The following is an 11410-nucleotide window of genomic DNA, read 5'->3' as shown; positions in this document are numbered from 1 at the left end:
TGTGGCCAGCAGGCGGGCAAACCGCTGAACCATGAGGGGGGCCGCAGATTTGTGCCGCTGCCTCACCGCCTCGGAAAACGCAGACAGAAAAAAGCCGGTGCAGTTGCACCGGCCAAAAGGCATTGGAAAACTTGACTCTTCAGGGCATTACCAGTTTTTGCCGAGACGGGCATCCACACTGAAAGCCCCTGCTCCGGCCGCCGCCAGCGCCAGGAAACCACCGGCCACTGAGACGTTCTTCATAAACATCAGCATCTGCATCTGTTCGGCAGGCTGATAGTGGAAAATAAAGGCAGCCATCAGGGTGAAACCGGCCAGCAGCACGGAGAGGCTGCGGGTAAAGAGACCCAGCACGATGGCAAGGCCACCACCCAGCTCAAGCAGGATCACCAGCGGCAACATAAAGCCCGGCACGCCCATCGCTTCCATATAGCCCTGAGTACCGGCATAGCCGCCGATCTTGCTCCAGCCCGCCATTACGAACATCAGCGCCAGCAGTACACGACCCGCCAGCAGCGCTACATCTTTCATCTTGTCCATTTCATCTTCCTCGTTTGTGTCACATCACCGCTGACTGCTTCAGGGTAGGTCAAATAACAGGGCTTGAGTGGCACTGGTCGCAACCAACACCCACCGGTATTCATCACGACTGAGTACCCCGTCGCCGGGTCGGGCAGCCAGACCGTTGGCGGTCAGCTCCCCTGAAATCATCTGCAGGTAACCGTGTCGGCCAGCCAGTGCCCACTCGAGCGTCTCGCCCGGGGCCAGCTCCAGCCGCCATACGCGGGCCTGTTGGCGGATCCGCAGCGATCCCGCTTCGCCATCCGGTGACGCCACCAGCGTCATGCCCGGTCTGGACTCGATCTTCTTCTGCTGATATCCGGGTGGCGTGCCGAACTCGTTCGGCTCGATCCAGATCTGCAACAGGGAGAGAGGATCCGTCTGCGAGGGGTTGTACTCGCTGTGGCGGATCCCGCTGCCTGCGCTCATCAGCTGGAAATCCCCTGCCGGGATCTGCTCGGCATGGCCGAGGCTGTCCTTGTGCTCTATGGTGCCTTGCAGCACGCAAGTGAGGATCTCCATATTGGCGTGAGGGTGGGTGGCGAATCCGCCACCCGGCGCAACCAGATCCTGATTGATCACCCGCAGTACCGAGTGCCCCATCCACTCCGGGTCATAATAGTGACCGAAGGAGAAACTGTGGCGCGCGTCCAGCCAGCCAAAGTTGGCCTTGCCCCGCGCTTCTGCGGCTCTCAATTGCATCATGGTCTGCTCCTCACCTACCGGGACGGTTGATTAACGCTGTTTGCCGCTACCGATGCCGAACGGAATACGGTATTCGCTGCTCTGGTCAGCCAGGCTGACGGTCAGGTTGCCCTGGGTACGGCTCGGGATCCGCACCTGCTGGGTGCCAGTCAGGTTGGCGTGGACTGATGCCAGCAGATCGCCAGACTCGTCACGCACTTCCAGCATCGGATTGGCTTTGCCATCCATTGCGGCAGTGGCGTTCCAGTTCACAAACAGCACGCCGGGCATGGCATTGAAGTCAGCCGGTACGGAAGCTTGGGCGAAACCAGTGGTCATCAGGCCTGCAACGGCCAGCATCTTGATTACGTTTTTCATGTTCATTCACTCTCTTGTTTTATATGTCATTGCCAAGGCCTTTTCGGCCAGAATCAATGCATCCATGCAAGAGGTTATTCAAATAGTGTGTTGTTCTTTCACCGACGTCAGACAGACCGATTTGGTGTGTCACAGTGCGGAACTACCCGCATATTTGGCCGCTCGACGTTCCTGCCTAAGCGTTGATTGAATATTAAAGTGACATGACCTAACTTGTTAGCGAGATAAACTGGCAAACATATTCAAAAAAATTGAAGGTGAGGAATGGCCAAGGAATCGAACAAGGAGCGGGCGCTGACCCTGGAGGCAATCCGGGTGCTGGATGCCATCGACCGCCGCGGCAGCTTTGCGGCGGCGGCCGACGAGCTGGGCAAGGTGCCCTCAGCATTGAGCTATACGGTGCAGAAGCTGGAAGACGAACTGGATGCCATGCTGTTTGACCGCAGCGGCCACCGCACCAAGTTCACCCCGGCCGGACGCATGCTGCTGGAGCGCGGCCGGGTGCTGCTGGAGGCAGCCGAGCATCTGGTAGGCGAGACCCGGGCATTGGCCCGTGGCTGGGAGACCGACATCACAGTCGCCGTCGATGCGCTGGTCCCGGTGCAGGCCCTCTACCCCTTGGTGGAGAAGCTGGCCGAGCAGACCGATACCCGACTGCGGCTGCGGGCCGAGGTGCTGGCGGGTAGCTGGGAGTGCCTGGAAGATGGCCGTGCCGATCTGCTTATCTCCTCCATCAACCCGGACATCATGATGACTGGCATCAAGCATCAGGTGATCAAGGAAGAGGTGATGCTCTACGTCGCCCATCCCGATCATCCGCTGCATCAGGAGCCGGAGCCTCTGGCTGACGAAACCCTGCGCCGCTACCGCGCCATCGCCGTCGCCGATACCGCGCTGCGCAAGCCGGTGCTCACCTACCGCCTGCTGGACAAGCAGCCGCGCCTCACCGTCAGCACCATGACGGAGAAACGGGATGCCCTGCTGGCAGGGATCGGGGTCGGCACCATGCCACAGAGCTGGATTGAGGAGGACATCCGGGCCGGACGACTCAAGGTGATCAGCCCCGAATATCGCCATCAGATCCAGGTCGTGCTGGCCTGGCGGCGAGACACCATGGGCAAGGCCAAAAGCTGGCTGGTGCGGGAGATACCAAAACTGTTTGCGGCTGGTGAGAAATGAGATCCAGTTAACAGAAATGTTAATTGCATGCCTCACTTGACGCCCAATATCTTTGCTGATTTCATAGCCGCCTCATTGAACCCATGGAAGCTGTAGAAAATGAAAAAGAGTTTGCTGGTTGCCCTCACCACCCTGCCCCTGTTTGCCAATGCCGGCCTGATGGATTCGCTGACCGACAGCGTCACCAGCAGCGTCAAGGATGCGGCCAACACTGCCGTATCCGGTGCCATGGACAGTGCATCCAACGAAGCCATCAAAAAGGCTCTGGATATCAAGGAAGGCGGCTCCAACAAGCAGGCAGTCAAAGAGAAGCTGGGCGCTCCTGCCACCACCAAGACTGAATCCGGTCTGGAAGTGTGGACCTATGATCTGGATGCCCTGAAGAAGGCTTCTCCGCTGCTGGCAGAGACAACCACAACCCTGCTGAAAGATACCGACGCCGCCAAGAAAAACGTGGTCATCAAGTTCGAAGGCGAAACCGTCAAGAAAGTAGAGCTGACCGACAAGGCTCAGGGCTAAGTTCGCTCGTCCGGTGGAGTGGGCTGCACACTCGCACCGACACAGATAGCAAGAGGGGGGAGCATCAGGCTCCCCTCTTTTATTGGCAATCACCAGCGTTCAACCAATCTGCTGCTCAACGCAGTAAGCGCAAAAAGGGTGGCCTCGGCCACCCTTGGGTTGATAACAGCTGGTGTTGTTACTGGTTCGCTTCGGCGAACTGCTTCATTGCTTCGGCGTGCTTGGTCATGCCGGCGGCACGCTCGTTGAGCTTCTTGATGAACTCCGCCTTCTTGGCAGGATCCTCGATGCGATCATAACGTTGCTGCAAGTTGGCCTGGATCTGCTCCGGGGTCATGTTCTGCATGCGGGCCATCTTGTCGTGGCGACCACCGTGGTGTTTGCCACCCATCATGCCGCCGCCGTCCATCGGGCAATCCACCATGGCACCGGGCTGGCCGGTGGGGGCTGCTTCACTGGCTGCATAGGCACCCAGCGGCAGGCCAAGGATCAGGGTGGCGGTCAGCAGGGTTTTGGTCAGCTTTTTCATGGTCTATCTCCTGTAGGGATGATTCTGGTTCGGCGCTCTTGCCTTGCCCTCAAGTAAACACCCTATCGGTGTCTGAACTTTGCCAGCCTCACCCTTTTTTGTAGCAGAGTGTGGCATCGTGCGGATCTGGCACACTTTGACACAAACCGTGCCGCGTATTTTCGTATACTCGTGCCAACGCCAAGCAGGGGAGGTATTCATGAACCAGGGCAACACCCACATTCTGGTGGTCGATGATCACAGCGAGATCCGCGATCTCTTGAAACGCTTTCTGGAACAGCACGGCCTGCGGGTCAGCTGTGCCCGGGATGGCAAGGAGATGAAGCGACTGCTGGAGGAGCGGGAGTTCGACCTGCTGGTGCTGGATCTGATGATGCCGGGTGAAGATGGCCTGACCCTCTGCCGCGAGCTGCGGGTCAAATCGAACCTGCCCATCATCATGCTCACTGCCATGGGGGAAGAGACCGACCGCATCATCGGATTGGAGATGGGGGCCGACGACTATCTGGCCAAGCCTTTCAATCCGCGCGAGCTGCTGGCGCGCATCAAGGCGGTGATGCGCCGCACCCAGGCAGAGACCCAACCCGCCGCCGAGACCCTGACCCGGGATCTGCGCTTCGATCGCTGGCTGCTCGACGTCAATCGCCGGGAGCTGGTCGATGAGGATGGGGTGGGCCTGAGCCTCTCCACCGCCGAATTCGATCTGCTCAAGGTATTTCTGGAACGCCCGCAGCGAGTGCTGAGCCGGGATCAACTGCTGGATCTGGCCCGTGGCCGCGAGGCGGTGGCCTTCGATCGCGCCATCGACACCCTGGTGAGCCGGCTGCGCCGCAAGCTGGAGCGGGATCCCAAGAATCCGGAGCTGATCAAGACCATCTGGGGTGGCGGTTATATGTTCTCGGCCGATGTGACGCAGGTATAAGTAGTGAATGCACTGAAACGGCTGTGGGCACGGATGTGGCCCAAGGGGCTGACCGGCCAGATCATTCTGGTGGCGCTGGCGGGGTTGATCCTGATCCAGCTGCTCAGTATCCAGATCTACCGCACGGATCGGGAGGAGGCGCTTGGATTCGTCAACAGCCGCAACGCCATGCAGCGGATCATCTCGGTGGTCAGGCTGCTCTCCCTCTCCCCCCGTCCCTCTATGACGAGATCCTCAAGGCGAGCCGCAGCGAGACCCTGCTGCTGCGCCTCTCCGACGAGCCGCTGCAACCGGATAACCGCAGCCCCCGCTTCGAGCAGCTGGTGCGCTCGCGCCTCAACTACCCCCCCGGCCTCACTGTCGAGATCAGCGCCGAGCTGAAAGAGGATAACCAGCGCAGCAAGGCGTGGGAACATCATGCCCGCATGATGCGGGATCGCAAGGGGCCGCCCCCACCACGGGATATGCGGCTCTATGGCTCCATCGAACTGCCGCAGGGGGGCTGGCTGCAGTTCAGCTCGCTGGTCGACAAGGAGGCGGGCAGCTGGTCGTGGCAGACCACCTTCAACCTGATGCTGGTCGCCAGTCTGGTGATCGGACTGATGGTGCTGCTGTTTCGCCGTGCCACCCGCCCGCTCAAGCAGCTGGCAGGCAATGCGGAGCGGCTAGGACGGGGCGAGGATATCGAGCCCTTGAAAGAGGAGGGGCCGACCGAAATCCGCGAATCGATTCAGGCCTTCAACCGGATGCACACCCGGCTCGACCGCTTCGTGCAGGACAGAACCCGGATGCTGGCGGCCATCTCCCACGATCTGCGCACCCCCATCACCAGCCTGCGGCTGCGCACCGAGTTTCTGGCCGATGGCGAGGACAAGGAGCGCATCCAGCAGACCCTGCAACAGATGGAGCAGATGCTGGCCGCGACCCTCAGCTTTGCCCGCGAGGAGGGGCAGCAGGAGGCCACTCGCGAGCTGGATCTGGTCAGCCTGCTGGTCAGCCTGTGCGATGACTATGCCGATACCGGCCAGCCGGTCACCTGTCTGGCGGAGGGCAAAGAGGTCTACGCCTGCCGGGCCAACACCCTGCGCCGGGTGCTGCAGAACCTGATCGGCAACGCCATCAAATATGCCGGCAGCGCCGAAGTGTCGCTGGAGCGGCGCAAGGAGGAGCTGTTGATCCGGGTCTGCGATAACGGGCCGGGGATCGATCCGGCGCGGCTCGAGGATGTGTTCAAACCCTTCGTGCGGCTCGACGAGGCGCGCAACACCGAGTCCGGCAGTGTCGGGCTGGGGCTCTCCATCGCCCGCACTCTGGTCCATCAGCACGGCGGCGAGCTGACCCTGCTCAATCGGCCACAGGGGGGACTGGAGGCGCGGATCAGCCTGCCGCTGTAAGTAGTCACTCTATCCGCCAGCCTTGTCATGGCGCCATTTGCATCATGCAAACTTCATCATTTGAGCACTTGTTCTTCGATCAGAAAGACGGTGATAATCGGTGACCACGGGACGGTATACGGCAACGGATTGGAGCAAGGATGGCCTCTTCCAGGACAGGAGTCATAGTCAGTATCGGGTGGGGGCTCCTGCTGCTCGCCCTTGCCCTGCCTGTCTGGGCCAAAGCCCCGGAAGAGCCGATCATCATTACCAACTCCAAAGCCTGGCAGCCCTTCTCCTATATCAATGAGTCGGGCCAGCCGGATGGCCTGCTGATCGATTTGTGGCGTGAATATGCCCGGGTGACCGGCCAGAAGATCGAGTTCAGGCTGGTCGACTGGCAAGGCTCCCTCGACCTGCTCCATGAGGGGAAAGCGGACGTTCACGCCGGACTGCTCTGGTCACCGGAGCGGGACAAACTGTTCGACTATGGCCGGCCTCTCGCCCAGCTCGACTCCCAACTCTTCTTCTCGAGCGAATTGCGCGGCACCGATGTCCACTACTACCTGCTCCATGAAACGGTCGGTGTGGTAGCCGGTGGCTACGAGGAGTATTACGCCAGACGCTACTTCCCCGGCACCAGATTGCAAACCTTCAATGACAATGACACCCTGCTGGCGGCGGCCTTCAAGGGTGAAGTGAAGGCCTTTATCGCCGATCTGCAGGTCGCCAACTTCTACATCTATACCTCGGACGATCCCACCCGCTTTATTCCGGTTCGCCACCTCTATACCGACCAGATCCGCTTTGCAGTGAAAAAGGGCGACCTTGCTCTGTTAAACCGGCTGGAAAAGGGGTTCGCCAAGCTCAAAGAGAGCGATCGGGAGCGGATCATCCGCAAATGGATGCATGTCGAAACCGTCTACCCCATCCATCTCGGTCCCTGGCTACTGCTGGCCGGTGCATTGATCATGGTGGCCTACATAGTGCAATTGCGCCGCGCCGTTGCCAGCCGTACCACCGAGTTAAGCCGCGCCAACGCCAGACTGGAGAAGCAGGCCAGTACCGACCCCCTGACCGGCCTGCTCAACCGACGGGCATTCATGCCTGCCATGGAGCAGCGGCTGGCAAGCGGGGCTCCCTGTGCTCTGCTGCTGTTCGATGTGGATCACTTCAAGGAGACCAATGACCGCTTTGGTCATGGCATCGGGGATCTGTTGCTGGAAAAGCTGGCCACGACTGTGACCAACCTGTTGCCCGAAGAGGCTCTGCTGGCCCGCATCGGCGGCGAAGAGTTTTGCCTGCTGCTGCCGCTGGCCACATTGGCAGAGACAGAGCAATGGGCCAAGCGTATTTGCCTGGAGAGCAACCGGCAAACCCTGCACACCAGCAGCGGCGAAGTGACCCTCTCCATCAGCACCGGGGCAGTCTGGGTCGCCGCAGAGAGAGAGGCTGATGCCGACCAGCTACTACGGCAGGCTGACGCCCTCATGTATCAGGCCAAGGGACTGGGGCGCAATACCTGGCAAGCCGGCCCCTATCAGGCATAGCCCCCTGACGGACGTGCAATAAAAACGGCCGCCATCGGAAGATGGCGGCCGCATGACAGGTTCCCTATCAGAAGTTGTAAGTCACGCCCAGGTTGTAGCGGCGACCATCCAGCACAGTGCCATAGCTGCTGTAATCCACCGTCTTGTCGAACAGGTTGTAGACCCCAGCGGTCAGATCCAGATGCTTGTTGGCCTTGTAGACCAGGCCCATGTCAAAGAAGGTGTAGGAAGGAGTCCCCTCAGCCATCTTGACCCGGCTCAGGTACTCGGAGGTCTCGCCACGGAAGTTGACCCGTGACCAGAGGCTGAGATCCTCGGTGGTTTGCCAGTCAACACTGCCGTTGAACATGTGACGGGGCATCTGGTTGAGGGCATGACCCGCCAGTGGACCACTCTTCTGCTCGGACTGGGTAAAGGTGTAGCTGGAGCTGACCGACCAATACTCATTGATGGCCCAATCCATCATCCCCTCGACCCCGCGCATGTTCGCCTTGTCGACGTTGACCCGATCACTGATGAAGTCATAACTGTACCCATTGAGGGTGCAGGCGGGATCACTCTTGCTGGTGCAGCGACGCACTTCGGAAATCTTGTTCTTGAAGTCGGTGTTGAACAGGGTAACACCGGCGTTGAAGCCCTGATGACCGTTCCACAGCAGGCCGATCTCTTCACTCACACTGGTCTCGGGTTTGAGGTACGGGTTACCGACCAGCATGCCATCCAGGCTACCACCACCGGTGACCTGACCCCAGTTGGCCGCCGACATTCGCAAGTCAGGAGAGCGGTAACCGGTCGATACGCCTCCTTTCAGGGTCCAGCTATCATCCAGATGCCAAACGCCGTAGAGGCGCGGGCTCCAGTGAGAGCCGTAATTCTGGTCCCGATCCATGCGTGCGCCCCCTGTCAGGGCAAAGCTGTCAGTAAGTGACCACTCATCCTCGACAAACATCGCCCAACTCCAGCGGGTCAGCTGCTCGGCAGGGTTGGCTACTTTCAGGTTATTGCCCTGGTCGTGCAAATCCTCATAGCGATACTGACCACCGACACTCAGGTAGTGATCCCCCAGAATAAACTGGGTATGGGTATCGGCGATGGTGTTGGTAAGCTCCATCTTGCGAGCGGGGTTGCTGTTGGTCTCCTGCTGCAGATAGCTGCCGGAGGAGCCGAAATCATACTGGCCATCATGAGTCAGCGCATAGTTGGTGCGCTCGTAGCGATAAAGGTTATCTTTCGCCTTGGCAGCCAGTGAATTGCCGGCCGTGCGATTCCGATCCTGTAGGCTGCGACTGGCTTCCAGATCGAAGCGGTTATGGTCATCAGGCTTGAAACTAAGCACCGCCGTACCACTGCGAGTCTCCTGCTCGGCAAAGCCCTGGATAAATTTGTTCGCCACGATGGGCAAGCTGGCCATTGAAACGCAGCCCCAACAGGCCATCGATCAATGAACCTGCGGTATACGCATTGGTCTGGAAACTATTGCCGGCATCCTTGTTCTCCTGGAAGGTCGAATCTGCGTGAACCGACCCCTGCCAAGCCAGACCGGTGGTCTTGCGGGTAATCACGTTAATCACGCCCCCCATGGCATCGGAACCATAACGGGATGACATAGGGCCACGGACGACCTCAATGCGCTCAATCGCCTGCAGTGGCGGCAGCCAGCCCTGCTCGATACCCGGACCATCGCTGTTCGGGCGAGTGCCACGGCTATCCACCTTCTTGCCATCAACCAGCATCAGGGTGTATTTCGAACCCATACCACGAATGCTGATATCACTGCTGCTGCCACCGCCGGTCACCACAACACCGGGCACATCCTTCAGGGCATCGGTCACATCGCGATATGCCCGCGTTTGCAGTTGCTCACGGGTAATCACGGAGATGGAGGCGGCAGAGTCTTCAATCTTCTGCTGGAAGCCGGAAGCGGTGACGACCATCACCTCTTGTTTGGCAGCATAGGCCTGGGTCGCAAGAAGGGAGCAGATCAGCAAGGCAAGCTTGCTTGGTTGTATTGTTGTCATGATTTGGCCTGAACGTTTCAAGTAGGAAAGTGGCGTATTCCCTTACTACAAGACCCGGCCTCCTGCCGGGAACCGTGATTAATAAATGCTTATTTGAAACGCAAATTATTAATCGGTCTGGATTGTAACGACCAGGACAAGATCAATCAAACGACAATCATTATCATTTGGGTAATTATAGTTAAACCCGCCCGAACGCGAAGCATGAGGCCGATGCTATATAACATCATGATTTGTAATGATAAGTTTACTTATAGAAGGGATTGGCAGGAGCAGGCTGCAAACCAGTGCTGATAACAATAAACCAGACACCAGGATTTCAGGCAATAAAAAACCCCGCTCGATGAGCGGGGTTCTTAAATTGGATGCTGGCAGTGTCCTACTCTCGCATGGCGAATGCCACACTACCATCGGCGCTACCGCGTTTCACTTCTGAGTTCGGCATGGGATCAGGTGGTTCCACGGCGCTATGGCCGCCAGGCAAATTCTTAATCTAGAAAGCTGACGTGAATAACGATGTTGCTCGTGGCTTGTCGTTATCACTGAATTAGTAGTTCGCTTGGTATCTGTTACAAGCCTTAGAACACTTCTTGGGTGTTGTATGGTTAAGCCTCACGGGTAATTAGTACGGGTTAGCTCAATGCATCGCTGCACTTACACACCCCGCCTATCAACGTTGTGGTCTCCAACGGCCCTTTAGGACCCTCAAGGGGTCAGGGATGACTCATCTCAGGGCTCGCTTCCCGCTTAGATGCTTTCAGCGGTTATCGATTCCGAACTTAGCTACCGGGCAGTGCCACTGGCGTGACAACCCGAACACCAGAGGTTCGTTCACTCCGGTCCTCTCGTACTAGGAGCAACTCCCTTCAATCATCCAACGCCCACGGCAGATAGGGACCGAACTGTCTCACGACGTTCTGAACCCAGCTCGCGTACCACTTTAAATGGCGAACAGCCATACCCTTGGGACCGACTTCAGCCCCAGGATGTGATGAGCCGACATCGAGGTGCCAAACACCGCCGTCGATATGAACTCTTGGGCGGTATCAGCCTGTTATCCCCGGAGTACCTTTTATCCGTTGAGCGATGGCCCTTCCATTCAGAACCACCGGATCACTATGACCTACTTTCGTACCTGCTCGACCTGTCCGTCTCGCAGTTAAGCTGGCTTATGCCATTGCACTAACCTCCTGATGTCCGACCAGGATTAGCCAACCTTCGTGCTCCTCCGTTACTCTTTGGGAGGAGACCGCCCCAGTCAAACTACCCACCAGGCACTGTCCGCGAGCCCGATTCAGGGCCCTGCGTTAGAACATCAAACATACAAGGGTGGTATTTCAAGGACGGCTCCAGCGCAACTGGCGTCACGCCTTCAAAGCCTCCCACCTATCCTACACATGTAGGTTCAATGTTCAGTGCCAAGCTGTAGTAAAGGTTCACGGGGTCTTTCCGTCTAGCCGCGGGTACACCGCATCTTCACGGCGAATTCGATTTCACTGAGTCTCGGGTGGAGACAGCATGGCCATGGTTACACCATTCGTGCAGGTCGGAACTTACCCGACAAGGAATTTCGCTACCTTAGGACCGTTATAGTTACGGCCGCCGTTTACCGGGGCTTCGATCAAGAGCTTCGCTTGCGCTAACCCCATCAATTAACCTTCCGGCACCGGGCAGGTGTCACACCCTATACGTCCACT

General features: G+C 58.4%; 8 protein-coding genes, 2 rRNA genes and 2 pseudogenes (1 of these 12 running past the window's edge). 5 read left to right on the top strand and 7 right to left on the bottom strand.

Annotated elements, in window-relative coordinates; translation table 11 throughout:
- Positions 1 to 147: 147 nt before the first annotated feature.
- From ACTG2O_RS05050 to ACTG2O_RS05040, 3 genes are read right to left on the bottom strand one after another with little or no spacing between them, the layout of a single operon-like run.
- Positions 148 to 540 (bottom strand): DoxX family protein, encoded by a 393-nt coding sequence (locus ACTG2O_RS05050; RefSeq protein ID WP_088868242.1) that lies wholly within the window; start codon positions 538 to 540, stop codon positions 148 to 150.
- A 39-nt stretch (positions 541 to 579) separates the two neighbouring features.
- Positions 580 to 1266, bottom strand: coding sequence for a pirin family protein (locus tag ACTG2O_RS05045; protein ID WP_257696207.1), 687 nt, complete (start codon positions 1264 to 1266; stop codon positions 580 to 582).
- Between the two features lie 30 nt (positions 1267 to 1296).
- The gene (locus ACTG2O_RS05040) at positions 1297 to 1629 is read right to left on the bottom strand and encodes a hypothetical protein (protein ID WP_013723379.1); all 333 of its coding nucleotides are present in this window, start codon (positions 1627 to 1629) and stop codon (positions 1297 to 1299) included.
- Positions 1630 to 1887: 258 nt separating this feature from the next.
- Here ACTG2O_RS05040 and ACTG2O_RS05035 point away from each other — a divergent pair, with 258 nt between their 5' ends.
- Together ACTG2O_RS05035 and ACTG2O_RS05030 are read left to right on the top strand one after the other, a co-directional pair.
- Entirely contained in the window at positions 1888 to 2802 is a 915-nt protein-coding gene (locus ACTG2O_RS05035) for a LysR family transcriptional regulator (protein WP_439975407.1), read from the top strand.
- Positions 2803 to 2901: 99 nt separating this feature from the next.
- On the top strand, positions 2902 to 3321 hold the full coding sequence (locus ACTG2O_RS05030; protein ID WP_302246228.1) for a hypothetical protein: 420 nt from the start codon (positions 2902 to 2904) through the stop codon (positions 3319 to 3321).
- Between the two features lie 178 nt (positions 3322 to 3499).
- Here ACTG2O_RS05030 and ACTG2O_RS05025 read toward each other — a convergent pair whose 3' ends face one another.
- Positions 3500 to 3850, bottom strand: a complete 351-nt coding sequence (locus tag ACTG2O_RS05025) for a hypothetical protein (RefSeq protein WP_005355311.1) — start codon at positions 3848 to 3850, stop codon at positions 3500 to 3502.
- 199 nt (positions 3851 to 4049) lie between these two features.
- Here ACTG2O_RS05025 and ACTG2O_RS05020 point away from each other — a divergent pair, with 199 nt between their 5' ends.
- The 3 genes and pseudogenes from ACTG2O_RS05020 (at position 4050) to ACTG2O_RS05010 (ending at position 7695) form a co-directional block, all read left to right on the top strand.
- A complete protein-coding gene (locus ACTG2O_RS05020) occupies positions 4050 to 4772 on the top strand; it encodes a response regulator (protein ID WP_005336534.1) in 723 nt (240 codons plus the stop codon).
- 33 nt (positions 4773 to 4805) lie between these two features.
- Positions 4806 to 6166: pseudogene (locus ACTG2O_RS05015) on the top strand (ATP-binding protein).
- 140 nt (positions 6167 to 6306) lie between these two features.
- Entirely contained in the window at positions 6307 to 7695 is a 1389-nt protein-coding gene (locus ACTG2O_RS05010) for a transporter substrate-binding domain-containing diguanylate cyclase (protein WP_439975406.1), read from the top strand.
- A 67-nt stretch (positions 7696 to 7762) separates the two neighbouring features.
- Here ACTG2O_RS05010 and ACTG2O_RS05005 read toward each other — a convergent pair.
- From ACTG2O_RS05005 to ACTG2O_RS04995, 3 genes and pseudogenes are all read right to left on the bottom strand, one after another.
- A pseudogene (locus ACTG2O_RS05005) lies at positions 7763 to 9713 on the bottom strand (ligand-gated channel protein).
- A 366-nt stretch (positions 9714 to 10079) separates the two neighbouring features.
- Positions 10080 to 10194 (bottom strand): 5S ribosomal RNA (gene rrf, locus ACTG2O_RS05000).
- Positions 10195 to 10314: 120 nt separating this feature from the next.
- Positions 10315 to 11410 (bottom strand): 23S ribosomal RNA (locus ACTG2O_RS04995); it runs 1794 nt beyond the window's last position.

It is taken from the genome of Aeromonas sp. 61P (assembly GCF_051919545.1).
Classification (GTDB): Bacteria; Pseudomonadota; Gammaproteobacteria; order Enterobacterales; family Aeromonadaceae; genus Aeromonas; species Aeromonas veronii.
This window is presented reverse-complemented; position numbering and strand designations above follow the sequence as displayed.

What these genes read in the sequence shown, in the direction of transcription:
- ACTG2O_RS05040 (WP_013723379.1), bottom strand. Translation starts at nt 1,629, where the DNA reads ATGAACATGAAAAACGTAATCAAGATGCTGGCCGTTGCAGGCCTGATG.
- ACTG2O_RS05010 (WP_439975406.1), top strand. Translation starts at nt 6,307, where the DNA reads ATGGCCTCTTCCAGGACAGGAGTCATAGTCAGTATCGGGTGGGGGCTC.
- ACTG2O_RS05030 (WP_302246228.1), top strand. Translation starts at nt 2,902, where the DNA reads ATGAAAAAGAGTTTGCTGGTTGCCCTCACCACCCTGCCCCTGTTTGCC.
- ACTG2O_RS05050 (WP_088868242.1), bottom strand. Translation starts at nt 540, where the DNA reads ATGGACAAGATGAAAGATGTAGCGCTGCTGGCGGGTCGTGTACTGCTG.
- ACTG2O_RS05045 (WP_257696207.1), bottom strand. Translation starts at nt 1,266, where the DNA reads ATGATGCAATTGAGAGCCGCAGAAGCGCGGGGCAAGGCCAACTTTGGC.
- ACTG2O_RS05020 (WP_005336534.1), top strand. Translation starts at nt 4,050, where the DNA reads ATGAACCAGGGCAACACCCACATTCTGGTGGTCGATGATCACAGCGAG.
- ACTG2O_RS05025 (WP_005355311.1), bottom strand. Translation starts at nt 3,850, where the DNA reads ATGAAAAAGCTGACCAAAACCCTGCTGACCGCCACCCTGATCCTTGGC.
- ACTG2O_RS05035 (WP_439975407.1), top strand. Translation starts at nt 1,888, where the DNA reads ATGGCCAAGGAATCGAACAAGGAGCGGGCGCTGACCCTGGAGGCAATC.